This window comes from Amycolatopsis samaneae (genome assembly GCF_039541975.1).
In the GTDB taxonomy this organism is placed as follows: domain Bacteria; phylum Actinomycetota; class Actinomycetes; order Mycobacteriales; family Pseudonocardiaceae; genus Amycolatopsis; species Amycolatopsis samaneae.
This window is the reverse complement of record NZ_BAABHG010000014.1, coordinates 255,206-277,252: the sequence shown is the minus strand read 5'-3', so window position 1 is coordinate 277,252 and position 22,047 is coordinate 255,206. Positions and strand designations below refer to the sequence as shown.

Annotated in this window: 23 protein-coding genes; 10 read left to right on the top strand and 13 right to left on the bottom strand. The window is 71.8% G+C overall.

The window, feature by feature from the left end:
- Positions 1 to 47: 47 nt before the first annotated feature.
- The 4 genes from ABD987_RS33240 to ABD987_RS33225 form a co-directional block, all read right to left on the bottom strand.
- Positions 48 to 437, bottom strand: coding sequence for a hypothetical protein (locus tag ABD987_RS33240; protein WP_345403230.1), 390 nt, complete (start codon positions 435 to 437; stop codon positions 48 to 50).
- Between the two features lie 23 nt (positions 438 to 460).
- A complete protein-coding gene (locus ABD987_RS33235; protein WP_345403228.1) occupies positions 461 to 1,867 on the bottom strand; it encodes a glycosyltransferase family 2 protein in 1,407 nt (468 codons plus the stop codon).
- A gap of 138 nt (positions 1,868 to 2,005) precedes the next feature.
- Positions 2,006 to 2,200, bottom strand: coding sequence for a hypothetical protein (locus ABD987_RS33230; RefSeq protein ID WP_345403225.1), 195 nt, complete (start codon positions 2,198 to 2,200; stop codon positions 2,006 to 2,008).
- Entirely contained in the window at positions 2,193 to 2,369 is a 177-nt protein-coding gene (locus ABD987_RS33225) for a hypothetical protein (RefSeq protein ID WP_345403222.1), read from the bottom strand. Before ABD987_RS33225 ends, ABD987_RS33230 begins: the two co-directional genes overlap by 8 nt.
- Positions 2,370 to 2,624: 255 nt before the next feature.
- Here ABD987_RS33225 and ABD987_RS33220 point away from each other — a divergent pair, with 255 nt between their 5' ends.
- The 4 genes from ABD987_RS33220 to ABD987_RS33205 all read left to right on the top strand — a co-directional run bounded on the left by ABD987_RS33220 (position 2,625) and on the right by ABD987_RS33205 (position 10,224).
- The gene (locus ABD987_RS33220) at positions 2,625 to 3,332 is read left to right on the top strand and encodes a response regulator transcription factor (RefSeq protein ID WP_345403219.1); all 708 of its coding nucleotides are present in this window, start codon (positions 2,625 to 2,627) and stop codon (positions 3,330 to 3,332) included.
- A 75-nt stretch (positions 3,333 to 3,407) separates the two neighbouring features.
- A complete protein-coding gene (locus ABD987_RS33215; RefSeq protein ID WP_345403216.1) occupies positions 3,408 to 4,478 on the top strand; it encodes a PAS domain-containing sensor histidine kinase in 1,071 nt (356 codons plus the stop codon).
- Positions 4,479 to 4,670: 192 nt separating this feature from the next.
- Positions 4,671 to 5,654 carry an NsdA family TPR-like regulatory protein gene (locus ABD987_RS33210; RefSeq protein WP_345403213.1) on the top strand — a complete coding sequence of 328 codons (984 nt, stop codon included), beginning with the start codon at positions 4,671 to 4,673 and terminating at the stop codon, positions 5,652 to 5,654.
- A gap of 64 nt (positions 5,655 to 5,718) precedes the next feature.
- A complete protein-coding gene (locus tag ABD987_RS33205) occupies positions 5,719 to 10,224 on the top strand; it encodes a HAMP domain-containing protein (protein WP_345403210.1) in 4,506 nt (1,501 codons plus the stop codon).
- Here the strand turns inward: ABD987_RS33205 and ABD987_RS33200 are convergent.
- Entirely contained in the window at positions 10,214 to 10,609 is a 396-nt protein-coding gene (locus ABD987_RS33200; RefSeq protein WP_345403207.1) for a response regulator, read from the bottom strand. The genes ABD987_RS33205 and ABD987_RS33200 overlap by 11 nt on opposite strands.
- A gap of 62 nt (positions 10,610 to 10,671) precedes the next feature.
- Complete coding sequence (locus tag ABD987_RS33195) at positions 10,672 to 10,968, bottom strand: ANTAR domain-containing protein (RefSeq protein WP_345403204.1); 297 nt, start codon at positions 10,966 to 10,968, stop codon at positions 10,672 to 10,674.
- A gap of 177 nt (positions 10,969 to 11,145) precedes the next feature.
- On the opposite strand from ABD987_RS33195, the gene ABD987_RS33190 reads away from it, so the two are divergent.
- The 3 genes from ABD987_RS33190 (at position 11,146) to ABD987_RS33180 (ending at position 13,951) form a co-directional block, all read left to right on the top strand.
- The gene (locus ABD987_RS33190) at positions 11,146 to 11,895 is read left to right on the top strand and encodes a GAF and ANTAR domain-containing protein (RefSeq protein ID WP_345403201.1); all 750 of its coding nucleotides are present in this window, start codon (positions 11,146 to 11,148) and stop codon (positions 11,893 to 11,895) included.
- A 59-nt stretch (positions 11,896 to 11,954) separates the two neighbouring features.
- The gene (locus ABD987_RS33185; RefSeq protein ID WP_345403198.1) at positions 11,955 to 12,674 is read left to right on the top strand and encodes a GAF and ANTAR domain-containing protein; all 720 of its coding nucleotides are present in this window, start codon (positions 11,955 to 11,957) and stop codon (positions 12,672 to 12,674) included.
- A 314-nt stretch (positions 12,675 to 12,988) separates the two neighbouring features.
- Positions 12,989 to 13,951 (top strand): NsdA family TPR-like regulatory protein, encoded by a 963-nt coding sequence (locus ABD987_RS33180; protein ID WP_345403195.1) that lies wholly within the window; start codon positions 12,989 to 12,991, stop codon positions 13,949 to 13,951.
- Here ABD987_RS33180 and ABD987_RS33175 read toward each other — a convergent pair whose 3' ends face one another.
- Positions 13,952 to 14,596, bottom strand: a complete 645-nt coding sequence (locus ABD987_RS33175) for a sigma-70 family RNA polymerase sigma factor (protein ID WP_345403191.1) — start codon at positions 14,594 to 14,596, stop codon at positions 13,952 to 13,954. It abuts the gene before it with no gap.
- Between the two features lie 274 nt (positions 14,597 to 14,870).
- Between ABD987_RS33175 and ABD987_RS33170 the strand changes: the two genes are divergently transcribed.
- The gene (locus tag ABD987_RS33170) at positions 14,871 to 15,455 is read left to right on the top strand and encodes an ANTAR domain-containing protein (RefSeq protein WP_345403188.1); all 585 of its coding nucleotides are present in this window, start codon (positions 14,871 to 14,873) and stop codon (positions 15,453 to 15,455) included.
- A gap of 79 nt (positions 15,456 to 15,534) precedes the next feature.
- Positions 15,535 to 15,891, top strand: coding sequence for an arsenate reductase family protein (locus ABD987_RS33165; protein ID WP_345403185.1), 357 nt, complete (start codon positions 15,535 to 15,537; stop codon positions 15,889 to 15,891).
- Positions 15,892 to 15,907: 16 nt separating this feature from the next.
- Here ABD987_RS33165 and ABD987_RS33160 read toward each other — a convergent pair whose 3' ends face one another.
- Positions 15,908 to 16,750 (bottom strand): SAM-dependent methyltransferase, encoded by an 843-nt coding sequence (locus ABD987_RS33160; RefSeq protein ID WP_345403182.1) that lies wholly within the window; start codon positions 16,748 to 16,750, stop codon positions 15,908 to 15,910.
- Between the two features lie 300 nt (positions 16,751 to 17,050).
- Here ABD987_RS33160 and ABD987_RS33155 point away from each other — a divergent pair, with 300 nt between their 5' ends.
- Positions 17,051 to 17,266, top strand: a complete 216-nt coding sequence (locus ABD987_RS33155) for a DUF397 domain-containing protein (RefSeq protein WP_345403179.1) — start codon at positions 17,051 to 17,053, stop codon at positions 17,264 to 17,266.
- A gap of 10 nt (positions 17,267 to 17,276) precedes the next feature.
- Here ABD987_RS33155 and ABD987_RS33150 read toward each other — a convergent pair whose 3' ends face one another.
- From ABD987_RS33150 to ABD987_RS33130, 5 genes are all read right to left on the bottom strand, one after another.
- Positions 17,277 to 17,975 carry a nitroreductase family protein gene (locus ABD987_RS33150; protein ID WP_345403176.1) on the bottom strand — a complete coding sequence of 233 codons (699 nt, stop codon included), beginning with the start codon at positions 17,973 to 17,975 and terminating at the stop codon, positions 17,277 to 17,279.
- A 114-nt stretch (positions 17,976 to 18,089) separates the two neighbouring features.
- Complete coding sequence (gene alc / locus ABD987_RS33145) at positions 18,090 to 19,229, bottom strand: allantoicase (RefSeq protein WP_345403173.1); 1,140 nt, start codon at positions 19,227 to 19,229, stop codon at positions 18,090 to 18,092.
- Positions 19,226 to 20,542, bottom strand: a complete 1,317-nt coding sequence (allB, locus tag ABD987_RS33140) for an allantoinase AllB (protein ID WP_345403170.1) — start codon at positions 20,540 to 20,542, stop codon at positions 19,226 to 19,228. Before allB ends, alc begins: the two co-directional genes overlap by 4 nt.
- Positions 20,539 to 21,660: a glycerate kinase gene (locus ABD987_RS33135; RefSeq protein WP_345403167.1), complete on the bottom strand. Its 1,122-nt coding sequence runs from the start codon at positions 21,658 to 21,660 to the stop codon at positions 20,539 to 20,541. The genes allB and ABD987_RS33135 overlap by 4 nt, the downstream gene beginning before the upstream one ends.
- On the bottom strand, positions 21,657 to 22,043 hold the full coding sequence (locus tag ABD987_RS33130) for an allophanate hydrolase-related protein (RefSeq protein WP_345403164.1): 387 nt from the start codon (positions 22,041 to 22,043) through the stop codon (positions 21,657 to 21,659). Before ABD987_RS33130 ends, ABD987_RS33135 begins: the two co-directional genes overlap by 4 nt.
- Between the last annotated feature and the right edge of the window lie 4 nt (positions 22,044 to 22,047).

Here is a 22,047-nt window from a genome sequence, read left to right as displayed (position 1 = left end):
CACTTCCCTTTGGCGCCTGATTTCCATGGTTCGCTCGCAAGCATCGCTCATGCAGCCGAATGCCGGGCGACGAACGCTTCGAGCAGCAGCCGCCGTTCGTCGGAGGTGACGCCCTCGACGCGGAACTCGTCCCCGTCGATCTTGACGTCGACGACGACGCCCGGCTGCCGCTGGCGCAGCAGCCAGTCCCGCACCGCGCCGATCACGGTGGTGAACACCCCGCCTGAGGCGGCGAAGGTGAGCAGCACGGTGGACAGCGTGACCGCGTCGGCCTTCGAGCCCGCCGGGGCGGGGCCGCCCTCGGCGAACCCGGCGCCGTCCACGTCGAGTTCACGCAGCTCCGCGCACAGCCGTCCGGCCAGCTCGGCGCGTTCGGCTTCGTCGGGGTCCTCCAGCAGGGTCACCTCAAGGGTGAGCTGACGCTCTTCGATGGCCATGATTTCCTCTCCTCACCGGGATTTCAGAGCGGCTTCGCGATGACGGTGAAGGTGTGCTCGCGGCGCAGCGCGTCCACCACGCCCCGGACGATCCCGATGCCCTCCCACAGCACGAACAGCGGGATCAGGACCAGGAAACGCAGGGACTCGCCGAGGCGGAGGCGGGCGTCGGCGGACGAGCGGACGTTGATGCGGTAGCCCTCCCAGTAGAGCCACCAGCTGAACGCGGCGTTGAGCGCCCACAGCGGGGCGATCACCGGGGTCACCGGCGCGGCGTGGCCGTCGACCACCGCGTCGAGCGCGAGGACCACCGCCGGGTGCTGGGCTGGGCCGCACAGCCACACCGCGACGCTGTGCAGCAGCGGAAGCCGGTGACGCAACGGGATCGCGCGGCAGGCGACCAGCCGCAGCAGCCCGGAAACCCAGCGTTCGCGCTGCCGCAGGAAATCGCGCACGGTCGCCGGGGACGCGCCGTAGGAGCGACCGGCGAACCAGCCGCTGCGGCCGGGGTAACGCCGGCTGAACCGCAGGGCGAACTCGGCGTCCTCGACCGTCGAGGACGGGCCGAAGTCCCAGCCGATGGCGGCCTCGACCGAGGCACGCACGAGCAGCAGTTCGCCGTGCAGGCCGGTGCGGGGTGTCCCGCGCCCGGTGCCCGCCGCGAACAGGCTGACGTCGCAGGCGGGCCGGACGGCGTCGGCCAGCCACACCCACCGGTTCCTCGCGTGCTCGCGGGGATAGGCCAGCACGCCCTGCGCCAGGTGCAGCCCGGCCTCCCCGGCGGCGTGCTGATCGCGGACGAACCGGGCCAGGTCCGCGGCGGTGTCCGCGCCGACCCCGGTGTCGTCGTCCATGTGCAGCACCCACACGTCGGCGCGGTTCTCGCCACAGGTGGTCCGCACCAGGTGCGCGTAGTGGTTGGCGCGGGCCTTGAAGCGCGTTCCCCGCGCCGTGCGGAAGTCGGCGGGGATCTCGACGATCCGGACGAGGGGATGGCGGCCGGCGAGCGCCGCGATCGACCGGCGCGCCGCGCAGCCCTCCTCGGTCACGACGTCGATCCGCACGTCCGCGAACTCCGCCGGGAGGCGCGCGCAGCACGACGCGACGACCCGTTCGAGCGCGGGCAGGACGTCGCTTCGCCCGATGGTCGGGATCACCACGACCAGCCGCTGCGGCACGGGACCGGGCGACGGCCCGGCGGTGGGGTGTCCACGGGCCAGCAGGCCGCCGGACAGCCCGCGGAGCGTGACCGCGGTCGGCAGCGACCAGACGACGGTGGTGTACCAGGCGAGCGGTCCGGATCCGTGGCCGGGAGGCGCCACCACGACGATCGCGACGAGCACGGTGAACGGGACGAGGAAGGACACGAACCCCGGCCGGATGGTCCGGATCCGCCGGGTCCGCGCGGCGGAAACCGTCGTGGACGGCATCGCGACCTCCCCGTACTGGACTGCGCGGTATTCCCTGTGAGGAGCGCGTTCCAGCGGGCCGCTGATACAACGGCCGCGGGGGATTCACCAGAATGGCGGACCCGGTTTGTCCGTCCGGTTACCTTTTCCTGGTGTGGGCTATTCGCCGTGTGGCCGTCCGGGCGGGTCTTCGGTGATCGGATAGCCGGGGCCGGTGCGGCCGCCGGCCGAGAGCACCAGGCCCGCCGCGGTTTCGGCGATCTCGGCCATCGCCAGCAGACCGCCGAGCAGCAGTGCCGTGCCGAGGGTCCGCTCTTCGGGCGCCGGCCGTTCCAGTACGTCGTGGTCAGGCATGGGAACCCCGTCCGTGCGGATCGGGGCCGCCGGCGCGGGCGGGCCCGGTGTCGCCGCCGGGACGGCGGGCCGGATCCGGTCCGCTGCCGGTGCCCCGGCTCGTGCTCTGTGACGGGCGGCCGCGGCGCCGCTCGTCCGACGGCGTCGCGAACTGAATGCGTACACCCATGATCCCGTCGCCTCCTGTTCCCTTGCTGGGCGGACAGACCGACCGTCGGGGTCCAGAACGGCGACAGCCGGCCCGTCCGCTGCCACGGGACGGAGCCGACCGGCTACGCCCCGAATCCTAAGCCCCGGCCGGGCCCGCGTTCACCGCCGAACGGAGGCAAGCCGCGCGCGATGGGGAGGTCGCTTCGCGGATGGTGGAAAACGCGCACCGGTCGGCGGACGCGTCGCGTGCGGCGGGTCGGCCACAATGGCCCCGGTGGCCGCCGTCACCGCGACGACCCCGGAGGTGGACGCCATGCCGGACACACCGGGCGGGTCGCGTGTTTCCCGCGCCGGGGCACCCACCCGGGTGTTGCTGGTCGAGGACCACGCGATGGTCGCCGAGGCACTGACCGCGGCCTTCGCGGCGTATCCCGAAATCGAACTCGTGGGGTGCGCGCATTCCCTCGCCGAGGCGATTCCGGCGACCGCGCGGGAACGGCCCGACGTGGTGCTGCTGGACCGCAGGCTGCCCGACGGCGACGGGATCGACGCCATTCCGGTGCTGCGCGCGGAATCGCCGGGCACCAGGGTGCTGGTCTTCACCGGTGACGCGAACAGCGCGATGGCGGCGCGGATCCTCGAGGCGCGCGGGGCCGGGCTGCTGCTGAAATCCGGGCTGCTCGGGTCGCTGGTCGAGAGCATCCGCACGGTCGCCGGCGGCGAGATCGTCGTGCAGCCCGAACTGCTCGCGGACGCGCTGGCCGAGCTCGCCGGGAACTCCGGGGCGCCGGTGCTGACCGCGCGGGAACGGCAGGTGCTGACCCGGGTGGCGGAGGGGAAGGGAATCGACCACATCGCCGGGGAACTCGAGCTCGCGCGGAATACCGTGCGCAATCACGTGCAGCGAATTCTGACCAAGACCGGGACGCATTCGAAACTCGAAGCGGTCGCCGTCGCCCGGCGGGCCGGTCTCATCGAGTGATCTTTTTTCCGGTCGTTCGTTCGGCTACTCGGGTGAGAACCGGGAAAACGCCGGTGGTGCGTGGGAAAGTGCATTATGGCCACGTCATCGGGAAGGCCGGGCGCGGCGCCGCCGGACCAGGCCCTCTTCGAGCTGTTCATCCACAACGTCGTCGACTACGCCATCTTCACGACCGACGTACGTGGTTTCGTCGTCAGCTGGAACGCCGGTGCCGAACGGATCAAGGGGTATCGGGCGGACGAGATCATCGGACAGCATTTCTCGGTGTTCTATCCGCCGGAGGAAACCGCCGACGGAAAGCCCGAGGCGGAACTCGCGGCCGCGGCGGCCGAGGGCCGGTTCGAGGAGGAGGGCTGGCGGCTCCGGAAGGACGGGTCACGGTTCTGGGCCAACAGCGTGCTCACCGCCGTCCGGGACGAGCGGGGCGAGATCGTCGGATTCGGCAAGGTGGTCCGCGACCTGACACCCCGGCGGGACCGGCTGGGCAGGCAGCAGGTCTTCACCCATCTGGTGCGGGCGCAGGAAACCGAGCGACGGCGGATCGCCTGGGACGTGCACGACGACTCGATCCAGTCGATGATCGCGGTGAGCATGCACCTGCAGATGCTGGCCGCGCGCCAGCCGGAGGAGGTCCGCGCGGCGCTGGCCGAGCTGGACGAGTCCATCCAGGGCACCATCCGCAGGCTGCGCGCGCTGGTCGCCCAGCTGCGGCCGCCGGTGCACGACACCGACGACCTGGTCTCCGCGCTGCGCGGCTATCTCGACGACGTCGTCACGGGCTGGGGCCTCGAATACGGGCTGCGGCAGGACATCGACGTCACGGCGTTCACCCCGGAGGTCGTGGTCAACGTGTTCCGGATCGTCCAGGAGGCGATGGTGAACGTGCGCAAGCACGCGTCGGCCACCCGGGTCGAGGTCACCCTGACCGAACGGGACGGCGGGCTGCTCGTGCGGGTGTCCGACAACGGGGTCGGCATGGACGTCGCCGCGGCAGGCGCCGGACGCTGGGAACACGTGGGACTGTCGGCGATGCGGGAGCGGGCCGAGGCGGCACAGGGCTGGCTGACCGTGGACAGCGCGCCGGGCGCGGGCGTGACGATCGAGTTCTGGATGCCCGAATACCCGGATCGTGGCGAGAAAGGCTGATCGATGCGGAAACGCAATCGAGCTCCGCGGGGCCGGAGGCGGCCGGTCGTGGAACCATGTCGGGGAGCCCGGTCGCTGCTCAGCCAGTCCCGGCATTCCGGCGCTCCGCCCGGCGCGCGTGGAATGGACCCGTTCGTCACTCCGGCCCCCGGTGGCCCACCCCTCGGTGGTACCCGATCGCGGAGGCCCGAAATGACCACACAGCAAACAGTTCCCCGGTGCACCGGCACCCACTGGCCCGTGGTGGGCCGCGGCCGGATCGGCTGCGCGGAAGTACGGAAGGTGGAGGCGGAGACGAGGACGTTCCGCGCGCTGGACTACCGCTACGGCGGCGGCTGGTGCCGCGACGCGGTGGCCGCGCAGCTGGGCTGGGCGCTCCGGCTGCTCGACGCCGACTGCTCCGCGGCGGTACGCGCCGCGCTGTGTTCCGCGCTGGCGGATCTGGCCGGGCTGGCGGGATGGACCGCGTTCGACTCCGGACGGCCCGTCGTCGCGCACGCGTGGCTCGACCGCGCCGTGGCCCTCGCCACCGAGGGCGCCGACGACGCGCTGCTGTCCACCCTCCGCTACCGGCAGGGGCGGGTGTTCCTGCACCACGACGCCCCGCACGAGGCGCTGGAGTCCTTCGGCCGAGGGGTGGCCGCCGCCGAGTCGGGCGGGTGCGTGCTCATGCTGAGCGTGCTGGCCGCGAACCAGGCGTGGGCCCACGCCAAACTCGGCGACGTCCGGCCCGCGCTCGCCGCGCTCGGCCGCGCGGCCGACGCCTTCGAACGCGCGGACGCGGCGGACGCCCCGGCCTCGGCCCGGTTCTTCGGGGAGACCGACCTGGCCGCGATGGCGGGCACGGTGTACGTCGAACTGGCGGCCGCCGCCGACGCCGCGTACGCGGCGATGGCGGTCAGCGAGCTGACCCGGGTCGTGGCCCGGTACGGGGACGGCATGGCCCGCAGCCGGTCGCTGTGCGCGACGATGCTGGCGACGAGCCATCTGATCGCCGAGGACGTCGACGAGGCCGCCGTGACCGCCGACCGGGCGCTGACCGAGGCGATGACGCTGAACTCCCAGCGGTTCCGCGACCGGCTGGCGCCGCTCGAACGGCAGGCGCGCCTGCGGCGGGCGAACCCGGCCGCCCGTGATCTCGCCGGCCGCGTCGCGGAGTTCCGCGCCGCGGCCTGATCCGCACCGCGCGGCCACGGCGGCGCGACCACCCTGCGACACCCCTCGACCCCGGGAGCGCGCCATGGCCGAATCACGAGCGGTAAAGCGGAGCGGGACCGCGTTGGACGATCGAGGTCTGCAACGGCTGCTCGAAGGGCTGAAAGCGGTGCGGGACGGCGACTTCGGCACCCGGCTGCCCCGCGCGGAGGACGGCCTGGTGGACGAGATGGCCGCGGTGTTCAACGGGATGGTCGACCAGCTCGCGCTGTTCACCTCCGAGGTCACCCGCGTCGCGCGGGAGGTCGGCACCGACGGCAAGCTCGGCGGCCAGGCGGTGGTGCCGGAGGTTTCGGGCACCTGGAAGGACCTCACCGACTCGGTCAACGCGATGGCGGGCAACCTCACCGGTCAGGTCCGCGACATCGCCGAGGTGGCGACCGCGGTGGCGAAGGGCGACCTGTCGCAGAAGATCACCGTCGACGTCAAAGGCGAGATGCTCGAACTGAAGAACACGATCAACACGATGGTGGATCAGCTTTCGTCCTTCGCCGACGAGGTCACCCGCGTGGCCCGCGAGGTCGGCAGCGAAGGACGGCTCGGTGGGCAGGCCGAGGTGCCGGGGGTGGCGGGGACGTGGCGGGATCTGACGACGTCGGTGAACTTCATGGCGGGCAACCTCACCAACCAGGTGCGCTCGATCGCCGAGGTCACCACCGCGGTGGCGAAGGGTGATCTGTCGCAGAAGATCACCGTCGACGCGCGGGGCGAGATCCTGGAGCTGAAGAACACGATCAACACGATGGTGGATCAGCTGTCCGCGTTCGCCGACGAGGTGACGCGCGTGGCGCGCGAGGTCGGCACGGAAGGGATTCTCGGCGGCCAGGCGCAGGTGCCCGGGGTGGCGGGGACGTGGCGGGATCTGACGACGTCGGTGAACTTCATGGCGGGCAACCTCACCGCGCAGGTGCGCTCGATCGCGCAGGTCGCGACCGCGGTGGCGAAAGGGGACCTGACACAGAAGATCCGGGTGGACGCGCGGGGCGAGATCCTGGAGCTGAAGAACACCATCAACATCATGGTGGACCAGCTGTCGTCGTTCGCGGACGAGGTGACGCGGGTGGCGCGTGAGGTGGGTACGGAGGGGCGGCTGGGTGGTCAGGCGGATGTGAAGGGTGTTTCGGGGACGTGGAAGGGTTTGACGGAGTCGGTGAACGTGATGGCCGACAATCTCACCGATCAGGTCCGTTCCATCGCCGAGGTCACCACCGCCGTCGCCCGCGGCGACCTCTCGCAGAAGATCCGGGTGGACGCGCGAGGGGAGATCCTGGAACTCAAGGACACCATCAACACCATGGTCGGCCAGCTGTCGTCGTTCGCGGACGAGGTGACGCGGGTGGCGCGTGAGGTGGGTACGGAGGGGCGGCTGGGTGGTCAGGCGGATGTGAAGGGTGTTTCGGGGACGTGGAAGGGTTTGACGGAGTCGGTGAACGTGATGGCCGACAATCTCACCGACCAGGTCCGCTCCATCGCCCAGGTCGCCACCGCGGTCGCCCGCGGTGATCTGTCCCAGAAGATCACGGTCGAGGCGAAGGGCGAGGTGGCCGCGCTCGCGCAGACGATCAACACCATGGTCGACACCCTTTCGGCGTTCGCCGATGAGGTGACCCGCGTGGCACGCGAGGTCGGCACCGAAGGGATCCTCGGCGGCCAGGCCCGCGTGCCCAACGTCGCCGGGACGTGGAAGGATCTCACCGACAACGTCAACTCGATGGCGAACAACCTCACCGGCCAGGTGCGCAACATCGCGCAGGTGACCACCGCGGTGGCGCGCGGCGACCTGACCAAGAAGATCGACGTCGACGTCCGCGGCGAGATCCTGGAGCTCAAGACCACCATCAACACGATGGTGGACCAGCTGTCCGCGTTCGCCGCCGAGGTCACCAGGGTGGCGCGCGAGGTCGGCAGCGAGGGGCGGCTCGGCGGGCAGGCCGAGGTCGAGGGCGTGTCCGGCACGTGGAAGCGGCTCACCGAGAACGTGAACGAGCTCGCGGGCAACCTCACCCGGCAGGTCCGCGCCATCGCCGAGGTCACCGGCGCGGTCGCGACCGGCGACCTCACCCGGTCGATTTCCGTTGAGGCGCAAGGGGAAGTGGCCGAGCTGAAGGACAACATCAACGCGATGGTCCAGTCGCTGCGCGAGACCACCCGCGCCAACGAGGAACAGGACTGGCTCAACACCAACCTGGCGCGTATCTCCGGGCTGATCCAGGGGCATCGCGACCTGCGGGTCGTGGCCGCGCTCATCATGAACGAGCTGACCCCGCTCGTCGGCGCGCAGCACGGCACGTTCTTTCTCACCGAGCCCGCGGGGGACCGGCCGAGGCTGCGGCTGATCGCCGGGTACGGGCACAGCGAGGGCGCCGACGCCGTCACCCGGTTCGACCTCGGGCAGTCGCTGGTCGGACAGGCCGCGCAGGCCAAGAAGCCGATCGTCGTCGACCGGACGCCGCCCGAGTTCGTCAAGATCTCCTCCGGCCTCGGCTCCGCCGCGCCGGTGAACCTGATCGTGCTGCCGATCGTGTTCGAGGACCAGGCACTCGGTGTCATCGAACTGGCCTCCTTCAGCCGGTTCACCACGGTGCAGCGCGACTTCCTCGAACAGCTGATGGAGACCATCGGCGTCAACGTCAACACCATCATCGCCAACGCGCGCACCGATTCGCTGCTGGAGGAGTCGCAGCGGCTGGCGGCCGAACTCCAGGCGCGGTCGGAGGAACTCCAGGCACAGCAGGCGAAACTCCAGCGCTCCAACGCCGAACTGGAGGAGAAGGCCGAGCTGCTGGCCACGCAGAACCGCGACATCGAGGTGAAGAACTTCGAGATCGAGCAGGCGCGGCAGGAGATCGAGGAACGGGCGCAGCAGCTGGCGCTCGCGTCGAAGTACAAGTCGGAGTTCCTCGCCAACATGTCGCACGAACTGCGGACCCCGCTGACCAGCCTGCTGATCCTGGCCGGGGTGCTCGCGCAGAACTCCACCCAGAACCTGACGCCCAAGCAGGTCGAGTTCGCCAAGGTGATCCAGTCCGCGGGCACCGACCTGCTCCAGCTGATCAACGACATCCTCGACCTGTCGAAGGTCGAGGCGGGCAAGATGGACATCCACCACGAGCCGTTTCCGCTGCGGCAGCTGGTCGACTACGTGCGCACCACCTTCCAGCCGCTCACCGCGGAGAAGGGACTCGAGTTCCAGGTCACCGTGGACCAGGACGTGCCCGGCCTGCTGTTCACCGACGAGCAGCGGTTGCGCCAGGTACTGCGCAACCTGCTGTCCAACGCGGTGAAGTTCACCGAGGAGGGCGGCGTCGAACTGCGCGTCAAGCTGGCCGAGGAAGACGGGCAGGGCACGGAAAACTCCTCGCCCGCCGAGCGGGAGCTGGTCGCCTTCGCCGTGGCGGACACCGGGATCGGGATCGCGGAGGAGAACCTCGACTCCATCTTCGGCGCGTTCCAGCAGGCCGACGGGACCACCAGCCGCAAGTACGGCGGCACCGGGCTGGGCCTGTCGATCAGCCGCGAGGTCGCGTTCCTGCTCGGCGGGGAGATCCACGCGGTGAGCACCCTCGGCGAGGGCAGCACGTTCACCCTGCTCCTGCCGGTCGCGCCGTACACCACCGAGCCGAGCGTGGCGGGCCAGGACCGGTCGGGCGGCACCGACCAGCCGGGCCGTCGCCGGGTACTCGTGGTGGAGAGCCAGGAGAACAACCTGCTGACCCTGCTCGCCAGGGGCGTCGTGGCGGACCTCGCCTACACCCACGGCGCGCCGCCGGTCGTGGTGGAAGCGGTGTCCAACCCCGCCGAGGCGATCGACGCGCTGACCGCGCGCACGTTCCGCTGCATCGTGCTGGACACCAGCATGCCCGGCACCACCGCGCTGACCTTCCTCAAACGGCTGACCGAGGGGGCCGAGCCGATCGAGGTCCCGGTGCTCGCGCACGCGACCCGGAAGCTGTCCGCCGCGCAGGAACGGTTGCTGCAGGCGCATGTCCGGGTGCACCCCGTCGAGCTGCTGTCCTCTTTGGACTCCCTGCGGGAGCGGATCATGCTGCACCTGTCGGCGAACGAACTGGACGGGATTCTCCCGCTGATGCGCAGGCCGGAGACCGCGCCCGCACCGTCCACTGAGGACGAATGTGCCCCGCCCGCCACCTACCGGCTGCGTGGCCGCAAGGTCCTGCTCATCGACGACGACACGCGCAACGTGTTCGCGATCTCGGGGATGCTGGAGTTGCACGGGTTGCGGGTGGTGCACGCGCCCAACGGCCGCAAGGGCATCGAGATGCTACTGGCCGACGACGGGATCGACCTGATCCTGATGGACGTGATGATGCCGGAGATGGACGGCTACGCCACCACGGCCGCGATCCGGGAGATGCCGAGGTTCGCCGGGCTGCCGATCATCACGGTCACCGCCAAGGCGATGGAGGGCGACCGGGAGAAGAGCCTCGCCGCCGGCGCGAGCGACTACGTCACGAAACCGGTGGACACCGGTGAACTGCTCGCCTGCATGGAACGCTGGCTCAGCCGCTGACCCGCCTGCCGAGCCGCCGGATCGCGGCGATGATCTCGGTGTTGGGGCTGCCCTTGACGAGGTACTCGGTGACCCCGGCCGAGGCCATCTGCGCGATCGAGCCGCTGTCGCTGTGCGCGGAGAAGGCCATCAGCTTCAGCCCGGGGACCCGGTGGCGGAGCTCGCGCGCCATCCATGCCCCGCCACCGGGAATACGCACGTCCAGCACGGCCACCTCGGGAGCGCACCGCTGGGCGAGTTCCACCGCCTCGGTCGCGTCACCGGCGACCGCCACGACGTGCAGGTCCGGTTCGGTCTCCAGCAGCACCCGCAGCGCGTCGCGGACGATCGGGTTGTCGTCCGCGATCAGCACGCGGAGCCGGGCGTGCGGTAGTTCCTGACCCATCGGAACCCCCGGACCCGCATCAGCGGCGTAGTGGGCCGCCCACTGGCTGGACACGGCGCAGCTCAGCACGCCACGCGCCGCGGGGCCACACTCGTCTGGTCGATCAACGCCCGTGCGGCGTCGTGGATCTTGAGGTTGTGGTCGCGGCAGAAGGTCCGCAGCATGGCGAACGCCTCGTCGACGTCGATCCGGTAGCGCTCGGCGAGGATGCCCTTCGCCTGTTCGATCGGCAGCCGGTGATCCAGCGCGTACTGGAGCTGTTCCGCGCGGGTGCGGTAGTGACGCAGGTGGTGCCGCAGCGTTTCGAGCTCGCTGCCGGAGGTGTCGAGTGCCGGTGGCCGGGACTTCGTGGTGTCCATGCTCGAAGGATCACACAGGCGGCGCGGGCGGTGAAGGTGCGAAGGTCCCGGACCGGGTTGGTGCAAATGAACCTTCCGGTGCCGTGGCGCCGCCGGGTGGGCGCCCTCGCGATGGGTAGGATCGGCTGGGGTTTTCCTCTCCGGGAAGCCACTGGCATGCGGAAAGCCTGGAACAGCGTGGTTACGGTTCACGATGGAAGCAGGGACGACGCGCGGCTCACGGAACTCTGGGCTTCGCTGAGCGAACTCGCGCGGGCGCGGCACCGGCGGCTCACCGTGGAGTTCGTCTGCGAGGCCATGGCGGACCGGCTCGGGGCCGACGGCGCCTTTCTGGTGGTGGGCACCGGGACCGGCGCCGGCGAACTGCGGTGCGCGACGAGCGCGCTGGGCACGCGGCTCGCCGAGATCGAGGCGACCGTCGGCGAGGGGCCGGGGATCACGGTGCTGAGCATCGGGGCCCCGGTACTCGTCGCCGATCTCGGCGCACCGGTCAACGGCCGCCGGTGGCCGTTGTTCGCGCCGCTGGCCGTCGAGGCGGGTGTCCGCGCCTGCCACGTGCTGCCGTTGTCGGCAGGCGCGGTCCGGGCCGGAGCGCTGACGTTGCACCGTGCCGGGCCCGGTTCGCTGCCGCCCCCGGCGCTCGGCGCGGCGTTCTTGTTCGCCGAACTGGTGTGGATGCTGCTGCTCAATGAGCAGACGCGGGTACCGGATGGGATGCTGGTCGGGCCGGGCCACGGATTTCCCTTGCGGAGCCCGCAGGTGCACCAGGCGGCCGGAATGGTCGCCGCGCGGCTCGGGGTGAGCCTGGAGGACGCGTACGCCCGGTTGCGGGCACGTGCCTTCGCCGAGCACCGGGGGCTGGCGGACCTGGCGGCGGACGTGGTCGCGCGGCGGCTGAGATTCGAGCCCGGACGGGATGGCGGTTGAACCACAACGGGCGGTGGTGATCGCTGTAGGGTGTGCCGGGTGCGGAGGTGCGTGGGTCGATGCGTGACGACAGTCTGACCGAGGTACTCGTCGAACTGGCGGACACCCTGGTCGACGATTTCGACGTGCTGGACTTTCTTCATCTTCTCTCCCGGCGGTGTGTCGATCTGCTCGGGATCGACGCGGCGGGTGTGCTGCTCGCCGATCCGCGCGGCGGGCTCCGGGTGGTGGCCAGCGCGGACGAGGAACCCCGGCTGCTGGAGCTGTTCCAGCTGCAGATCGACGAGGGCCCGTGCGCCGACGCGTACCGCACGGGCGCCGCCGTCGGCCACACCGCGCTCCCCGAGGCCGAGTCGCGGTGGCCGCTGTTCGCGCCGAAGGCGGCCGCGGCCGGGTTCCAGGCCGCGTACGCGCTGCCCATGCGGCTGCGGTCGGACATCGTCGGCGTGCTGAACCTGCTGGTCGCCACCTCGGGAGAGCTCGACGGCCCGTCGATGCGCACCGCGCAGGCGATGGTGGACGTGGCCACGATCGGCCTGTTGCAGGCGCGGTCCGCGCGGCACTACGACGTCCTCATCGAACAGTTGCAGACGGCCCTGTCCAGCCGGGTGGTCATCGAGCAGGCGAAGGGTTTCATCGCCGAACGCCTCGGGCTCGACATGGGCGGGTCGTTTTCGGTGCTGCGCGGCTATTCGCGACGCAACAACCGGAAACTGACCGAGGTCGCCGCGGCGGTGGTCGCGCGTTCCGAAGACGTCCAGGATCTCTTCCGCGCCTGACACCGCGGAATTCACGTGCACGATGCGCATGCAGGATGCCGGGCGCGGATTCCCGTGCAGCGGAAAAGGCGTGCCGTGTCCGCTATCGAACGCGGTCGGTGAACACAGCGCCCGAACGGCGGATGGTCCCGCCACCCGGCTTTACTAACATCGATAAAGCTGTGGACGCCTGGATACACAGACGCGCCGTGACAGCGTATTCCCGTTCCGGTCCCCGACGGTGGTGCGATTCGTCCGGTGAAAGGCCAGGAGCGTGGAATTCATGGGATTACGGGAACAATTCGCGGGCCCGGGTGCCGGGCGAAGGCGGAATGATGGCCGCGAGCACCGATGAGGAGCCGCGGCCGGTACGGGTCGACGCGGGCGCCATCGACGACCTGGAAGCCGCGGTCGGCACGTTCCGGGCACTGGACTACCGCCTCGGTGGCGGCTACTGCCGGGACGCGCTGCGGGTGCTGAAGGTCAGCGGCCGCCTGTTGCGGCGCGGAATGGTACCGGAGCAGCTCCGGGCGAGGTTGTGCACCGCGCTCGCCGACACGCACAACCTGTTGGGCTGGACCGAATTCGACGCCGGGAACGCGCGGGCGGCCCGGCACCGGTTCGAGCGCGCGCTCGAACTGGCCACCGAGGCGGGCAACGACGACCTGGTGGCGAACATCTGCTACCGGCTCGGCAGGCTGCACCTGCACTACCACGCCGTCGGCCCGGCCATGGCCGAGTTCGCCCGTGGCCAGGAGGCCGCGCGGCGCTCCGGCTCGGCGCTCGCGCTGGCCATCCTCGCGGCCAACCAGGCGTGGGCGTTCGCGCTGTGTGGCGCCGCCGACGAAGCGATGGCGAACCTGGGCCGGGCGTCCGAGGAGTTCGCGAACGCCGGGGACGCGCCGCCCCCGCCGTGGGCCGCGTTCTTCGGGGCCACCGACCTGGCCGCGATGACCGGGACCGTGCGGACCGAGCTCGCCAGGACCGTCGACGTCCGGCACGGCGCGCGGGCGATCCCGGAGCTGACTCGGGCGATCGAGGCCTACGGCCCGGAAATGGCCCGCAGCCGCTCGTTCACGATGATCTGGCTCGCGGTGTGCCACGCGTTGCTGGGGGACGTCGACGAGGCAGGCCGCGTGGGCGCCGAGGCGATCGAGCTGGCGCGCGGGCTGCGGTCGGCGCGGGCACGGGACCGCCTGTGGCCCCTGGACGAAGCCGTCCGGCGGCAGGGGCCGAGCCCGCCCGGCAAGGAGCTGCTGGAGCGGATCGGCCGGTTCCGGGCGCCACAGGCTTCGTGATCACCGGGTGCCGAGCAGCGCGCGCTTCCGGTGCCCGGCGACCGGGACCGCCTGGCGCAGCTTGCTCAGCGCGCGGAACTGGGTGACCCGGACCGCCGCGGCGCTGGGCATGTTGAGTTTCGAGGCGGTTTCTTCGGCGGTGAACCCGAACAGCACGCGCATGCCGAGCACCTCGCGGTAGTTCCCGGGCAGCCGCTGGAGCATCCGCCTGAGCTGACGCTGCTGGTCGAGCCGTTCGACGGTGTCCTCCGTGGGGACCGGCGCCGGCGACACCACGGCGTCGGGGTCGGGCAGCGGCTCGCACCGTTCCCGGCCGCGCCGCCGGTGCAGATCGCTGATCTTGTGCGCCGCGACACCGAAAACGAAGGACAGGAAACGATCTTCACGGTAGCGGTAGCGGGGAAGCGCGACCAGTACCGCGACCAGGACCTCCTGGGTGCAGTCCTCGGCGTCGGCGCTGCCGGTTTCCTGCGTGCCGAGCCTGCTCGCGCAGTACCGCAGCACCATGGGGCGCAGCACCTCGGCGAGCGCGTTGAGTGCCGGCCGCTCGCCGGTGACCGCGGCCGTGATGAGCCGCGCGTCGGGGCGGGTGAATGTGCTCGCGGTGGGCGGAACGGGAGAAAATTTCTGGCTACTGCCGGACATTCGGGTACTCCCGGATGATGGTCGTCGGTCGGAATCCGCACGGATCACGCTCGACCATCGGGGACCGGGACAGCTCGGGCGTCGGCAGTCAACACTGCCGGAAGCGGGAGAGCTTGTCCACCACCGCGCTGCCCGGCACCCGTTTGCCCGAAAACGATGGTCGTGACCACGCTCGGCGACATTGTCTCCGCGCCGGAACCCGCGTGTGCCCGGTCGCGGGACTCGTGTTTCATTGTCCCGGCGGGAAATCCGGAATCGTGCTGGAGGGAGACCGATGGTCGGCGAGGCACTGCTCGATTCGATGATCACGGTATTGGACACGGCGGCGCCGGATTTCGACGAATCGAGATTCGGCCGTTTCTTCGTGGCACGGGCACGCGAGCTGGCGGGGGCCGACAGCGCGGTGCTGCTGCTCGCCGATGGGACCGGTCGTTTCCGGATGGTGGCGGGCATCGGCGCCCACGTGGCGCTCGCCCGGTCGTGGTCCGCGGAGTCCGCCGTGGTGCGCACGGTTCCCCTGCGCAGGAGGGCGGACACGGTGGGGCTGCTGCGCCTGGTGTGCGCGGATCGCGCGGACTCCGGCGCGCTGCGCGCCACCGCCGCGCTGGCCGACGCCGCGGCCATCGGCCTGCTGTACGAACGGCGGATCCGCGAGCGGAAGGCGCGGAGTTCTTCGCTGCAGGGACGGCTGGACCGCACGGTGGTGATCGAGCAGGCGACCGGCGTGCTCGCCGAGCGGTACCGGACCGGCCCGGCGGCCGGCCGCGCTTCGTTGCTGACCCTCGCCCGCACCCGGCGACAGCCGGTGGAGGTCGCGGCCGCCGAGGTGATCGCCTCCACGGTGCGCCGGGGGGAATGATCCGGTGACCGGGTGTGTCCTCAGTGGACTGTCGGGGGTGGATGGGCGGTGGCCAGGGCCCGTGGGGTTAGGTGTGGGTATGGAGATCTGGATCAACCCCGCGTGCTCCAAGTGCGCGTCGGCGCTGTCGCTGCTGGACGAGGCGGGCGCCACCTACACCGTGCGCCGCTACCTGGAGGAACCGCCCACCGCCGCGGAACTCGGCGAGGTGCTGCGCCGGCTCGGCCTGGAACCGTGGGACGTCGCCCGGCTGGGCGAGGAGGCGGCCGGGGCGCTGGGCCTCGGCTCCTGGGAAAGGACGGCCGCGACGCGCGAGCGCTGGATCGGCGCGCTGGTGGCGCACCCGATCCTGATCCAGCGGCCGATCATCACGGCCGACGACGGGACGGCCGTCGTCGGCCGCTCGGCGGAGGCGGTCCGCTCGGTGCTGCCCTAAGCCCGGTCTCCCGGCCTCACGGTTTGCGGCCGAGCGCGCCGAGACCGCAGGACTCGGCGGGGTTGCTCGTCAACGCCTCGGACGCGGGGGACGGCAGCTCGTCGAGGTGCCATTCCGGCAGCCAGACCAGACCGGGCTCGACGAGCTCGAACCCGGTGAAGAACCGGCCGAACTCGGTGCGGGAACGCAGATGCACGATATTGCCCGACTGGTTGTACTGCTCCCGCAGCTCGGCCCGTTTCGCCGCTTCGTCCCTCGGCGTGCCGTCTTCGGTGCCGTGTGAGGAAAGCAGGTAGGACCCGGCGGGGAGCAGGTCGCGATAGCGGCCGACGACGTCGTGCGGGCGGTCCTCGGTCGCGATGAAGTGCAGGACGGCGACGAGGATGAGCGCGATCGGCTTCGCCGGGTCGAGCACGCCGGTGTCCAGCGCGCGTTCCCAGATCTTCTCGACGTCCCGCAGGTCTCCCTGGACGACGGCGTGGCGCTCCGGGTCGCCGTGCCGCTCCAGCAGCACCTTGGCGTGCGCGACCGCGACCGGTTCGACGTCGACGTACACGCAGCGGCTGCGCGGGTTCACCCGGTCGGCGACCTCGTGCACGTTGCCCACCGTCGGGACGCCGGAGCCGAGGTCCAGGAACTGCTCGACGCCGAGGCTCGCCAGATGGTGCACGCCCCGGCCGAGGAACTCGCGGTTGGTCCTCGCCAGGATCGGCGCGAGCGGGAAGGTCTCGACCGCCTTCGCCCCGAACTCGCGGTCGATGGCCCAGTTCGCGGTGCCGCCGAGGAGCCAGTCGTAGATGCGGGCGGCGTTGGGCTTGTCGAGGTCGACCCCGTCCGGCGCGGGCTGGGAGTCGCTCATGCGGCGGCGCCCCGTCTCGGTGTCCGCGTGCCGCACTGGGTTCGCTCGCGAGCTTCGTCCATGGCGTCATCCTTCCGGCGCGGGCTGCCGTGCGGAAGCACCGGCCGGGCGTTTCGCCGGGACGGCCCTCGCGGTGTCCCCCGTACGGAGGCACCGTCCGGCGGTTTGCCCGGCGTGCCCGGCCGCTTACCCTGAGAGAGGGAAGCGCTCGGGAACCTCCGGTGCGACGCACCGGGAAGCCCCCAGACCTCGGGACCGGCGCGGGCCCAGTCGGGGAAGTCCGAGGAACGGGGAAAACCCATGCACACCTGGCACAGCGTGCTGACCGGATGGCACAAGAGCAGCTACACCCACCACGAGGAGAACGCCTGCGTCGACGTCGGCACCGGGCACGGGCTGGTCGGGGTCCGCGACACCAAGCAGGCCGCGGTACCCGAGCACCTCCGCCCGGTGCTCGTCGTCGGCGTGCCCGCGTTCGGCGCCTTCCTCGCGCACCTCAAGGCGGACCGGGCGTAACCGCCGCCGGTCAGATCCGCACCAGCACCTGGTCGAGGGACTTGCGGTGCAGGTCGGGCACGACGCAGTCCTCGGCGGGGTAGCCGACCGGGATCACCGCGAACGCCTTTTCGTTGCGGGGCCTGCCCAGCACCTCGGCGAGGAAGCGCATCGGCGACGGTGTGTGGGTCAGCGCGGAAAGCCCGGCCACCTGCAGCGCGGTGAGCAGCATGCCGACCGCGATGCCGACCGACTCGTCGACGTAGTAGTGCTTGTGCGTGCTGCCGTCCTCCAGCAGGTGATACCGCTGCTGGAACACCACGATCAGGTAAGGCGCCTCGGTGAGGTGGGGCTTGACCGCGTCCGTGCCCAGCGGGCGCAGCGCGGACAGCCACTCCTCACCGAGCCTGCCCTCGTACGAGACCCGCTCCTCCGCCTCGGCCGCGTCCCGGATCCGCTGCCGGACCTCGGGGTCGGTGACCAGGACGAACGTCCACGGCTGCTGGTGGGCACCGCTGGGCGCGGTCGACGCCGTCGCGATCGCGTCGAGCACGACCTGCTCGGGCACCGGGTCGGGGGAGAACATCCGCACGGTCCGCCGCCGCTCCATCCGGTCCCGCAGTTCGGCCGCGTGGGTGAGCGACTCGTCCTGCGGCATCCTCGACGGCCGGTAGGGGACGGGCTGGTAGGGCTCGCCGTAGTTGGGCATCCACCGCTGTGTCGTCGTCATGGCGACGATTCTGGCAACGGACGCGCCCGCGCGGAAGTCCCGGCGCCCGTTTTCTGGCACGAAGTGTCCGGATATCGAACACCTGTCGCGGCCGGTCGCTGCCCCGCCGCCGTGCTACACCGTGCCGAGGAGCGGGCCGAGCAGGTCGGCGACGTCGGCGCGGGGGAGTTCCGCCGCCAGCTTCTCCCCGGGCAGCCCGGCGGCGTTCAGCGCGTGGACGGCCTGGGGCCGTGGCAGCCGGTTCAGCCAGCGGGCGGTCAGGTCGTGCAGCGCCCGCGGGGTCGGGCGGCCGTAGAGGCGGAACCGGCCGATGCCCCCGTCGGGGTGACTGTCGATCCGGACGTGGGTGACCGGCCGGTCGCCGGCGAGCCGGAACCGGTGGGTGGTGTCTGGCTGGAGCTTCGTCTCCGGCAGCAGCGGGAACCAGGCGCCCTCGTCGTCGGGGGAGGCGGTCGCACCGTCCACACCGGACAGTGCGATCCGGTCCGGCGAGTTGCCCCGGTAGTGCGTGGTGGCCACCTCGGCCAGCAGCGGGACCGCCGCGCAGGTCAGCCCGAGCGTCGCCCAGTCGTGCCCGTCGTCGCGGCGGCGGGCGGTCTCCCAGCCGTCGGCCATGAACCGGGACTCGCCGGGCTGGAGCATGTTGGCGGGCGGGGAGAAGAAGCTGTCGCTGCACCGGAGCACGGTGCCGCCGTTGAGGGTCGCCGCGAGGTCGAAGGGAAGCACGGCCAGCTCGCGGGGGTCGGGCACCACCTCGCCGTGCACCCGCAGCCGCGCGACGCCGCCGTCGGGCAGGATGTGCAGCCGGACATGGGTGACCCGCCGGTCACTGTCCACTGTGAACACGTTGTGCGTGCCGCCGGCCAGCGGGCTTTCCGGCACCAGCTCGAACCAGTCGGCGGCCTCGAGTTCCGGGACACCGGGATAGCCCTCGACGCCGGTCGCCTCGATCCGGCAGCGCTGGGGGTAGTTGCCGAGGAAGAACGCGGTGTCGACGTCGATCGCGCGCACGGTGCCCGGGGCGCCGAGCCGGAGCAGGACCCAGTCGTGGCCCTCGGCCCTGCCGAAGCGCCTGCGGGTCTCCCAGCCGTCGTACTGCTGGCCCTTCGGGGTGAAGGTGTGCGGCTGGAAGACCGGGGTCTCGGCCTTGATGAGGTTTTCCTTGTCGGCGAAGAACTCGTCACTGGCGGCCAGCACCGTGCCGCCGTGCGGCCGGGACGCGAGGTCGGGCAGGGAGGTCGGTTCGGTGGTCATACGTTCCTCTCTCGGGACAACAGGACTCCGGTGGGCTCGCCGTCGATCTCCCGGCCGCGCAGCCAGGTCCGGTGGACCACGCCGCGCAGCCGCGCCCCGGCGTACGGCGTGATGGGGTGCCGGTGCCGCAACGTGCCCGCGTCGACGGTGAACTCCTCGTCGGGGGCGAAGGCGACGAGATCCGCGTCGTGGCCGGGGGCGATCCGGCCCTTGCGGGACAGCCCCGCGAGATCGGCGGTCGCGGACGCCATCCAGCGCACCACGGCCGCGAGCGGGTGCCCGCGCCGCCGTGCCTCGGTCCAGACCGCGGGCAGGCCCAGCTGCAGCGAGGACACCCCGCCCCACGCCTCGCCGAACCCGCCCCGCTTCAGCTCGGGCGTCGAGGGCGAGTGGTCGCTGACCACGCAGTCGACGACGCCGTCGGCCAGGCCCCGCCACAGCCGGTCCCGGTTGTCCTCGCCCCGGATCGGCGGGCAGCACTTGAACTCCGTCGCGCCGTCGGGGATCCGTTCGGCGGCCAGGGTCAGGTAGTGCGGGCAGGTTTCGGCGGTGACGCGCGCCCCGGCCGCGCGCGCCTCGGCGATCCGGGTGAGCGAGGCCGCCGAGGACAGGTGCAGCACGTGTGCCCGCGCGCGGTGCCGGGCCGCGCGGGTGAGCAGCCCGTCGATGGCCCGCGCTTCGGCGGATTCCGGGCGCGAGGCGAGGAAGTCCGGATAGGACGCGCCGGCCGCCGGTGCCGCGTCCAGCTCGGCCGCGTCCTCGGCGTGCACGATCAGCAAAGCGTCCATCGTGGACAGTGCGGCCAGCACGGCGTCGAGGCCCGGCCAGTCCAGCGGCGGGAACTCGTCGACTCCGGACGGGGAGAGGAAGCACTTGAACCCGAAGACGCCCGCCTCGTGCAGTCCGGCGAGATCGTGGAGGTTGCCGGGGATCGCCCCGCCCCAGAAGCCGACGTCCACCACGCACTGCCCGCCCGCCGCCGCGCGCTTGACTTCCAGTGCCGCCGCGGTCACCGTCGGCGGCAGGCTGTTCAGCGGCATGTCGAGGATCGTGGTGACCCCGCCCGCCGCCGCGGCCGCCGTCGCGGTGGCGAAGCCCTCCCATTCGGTGCGGCCGGGCTCGTTCACGTGCACGTGGGTGTCGACCAGGCCGGGGAGCAGGGCGAGGTCGCCGAGGTCGACGTCGCGCGCGGCGTCCACAGTGGAGGAACGGTCGAGCACGGCGGTGATCCGTCCATGGTGGACGCGGACGGCGGCGGGGCGCGGACCGTCGGGGGTGTACACCTGGTCCGAACGCACTACGAGGTCGGTCATGGGCTCCTCAACCAGTCTTCGGCCAGCCGCTTCGACACCGTGGTCAGCAGCGGTCCGGCGGCGGCGATACAGCGAGCCGGGTCCGGCTCGACGTCGGTCAGCGCGTACGCGGCCTCGAAACCCGCGTCCCGCAGCGCGCCGGGGGAGAGCAGGCAGCGGCCCGCGACCGCGACCACCGGGACGGCCGCCTTCCGCGCCTTCGCCGCGACACCCGCGGGTGCCTTGCCCCGCAGGGTCTGCTCGTCGAGCGAACCCTCCCCGGTGACGACGAGGCGGGCGTCGAGCAGCGCGTCGTCGAACCCGAGCAGTTCGGTGAGCAGCTCGATCCCCGGCCGGGACCGCGCGCCCAGCACGGCGAGCGCGGCGAACCCGACGCCGCCCGCCGCGCCCGCGCCGGGCCGGGACGCGTGCCCGGCGCCCACGATCCCGGCCCAGCGGCCGAGGCCGTCCTCCAGCGCCCGGACCGCCGCCGGGAGCGCGCCCTTCTGCGGACCGTAGACGGCGGCGGCGCCGTGCGGGCCGAGCAGCGGGCTGTCCACGTCGCAGGCCAGCTCGAAGTCCACTTCGGACAGTGCGGGATCGAGGCCGGACAGGTCGAGCCGGTCCAGGTCCCGCAGGGCGGCGCCACCGGGCGGCAGGTCGGCACCCGAGGAGTCGAGCAGCCGGGCGCCGAGCGCGGTCAGCAGGCCCGCGCCGCCGTCGGTGCAGGCACTGCCGCCGACGCCGAGCACGATCCGGCGGGCACCGGACCGCACCGCCGCGGCGATCAGGTCCCCGGTGCCCGTGCTGGACGCGGTCAACGGGGCAGGCACGTCGCCGGGAAGCCGATGCAGACCGGAGGCCTCCGCCAGCTCCACCACCGCCGTGGTGCCGGACACCGCGAACGACGCGGTGACCGGCTGCCCGGTCGGGCCGCGCGCGGGGACCTCGGCCCGGCGGAAGCCCGCGGCCACCGCCGCGGTCACGGTGCCCTCGCCGCCGTCGGCCACCGGCAGCGCGCGCACCGGGACCCCGGGCACGGCCGAGCCGATCCCGGCGGCGACGGCGTCGGCGACCTCGCCCGCGGTCAGCGAGCCCTTGAACTTGTCCGGCGCCACCAGGACATGCGGGCGGTTCACGGTTCCGTCGTGCCGGACCGGTAGGCCCGCCAGTCGCCGACCTCGGTGATGTCGGTGAGCCGGACGTGCGAGGTGTAGGGACGGCGCAGGAACATGGCGAAGGCCGAGCTGGCGTCGGCGAGTTCGACGACGCCCAGTTCCAGCTCGTGGGGCTCGCTCGGCAGGACACGGTCGCGCAGGACGTCCAGCGGGAGGTCGTACAGCTCACCGGCCACCGGCGCCCCGCCGTGCGCGACCGGGTAGAGCGCGGGGCAGGCGTCGCCGACGGAGTAGAAGCGGTACTTCGGCGCCGTCGTCGTCGCGGCGACGAGCGGGGCGCCGCCGAGCAGGTGATGCAGGGGTTCGCCACGCATGGCGCCGCCGTTGAGGAACATCAGGGCCATCTTC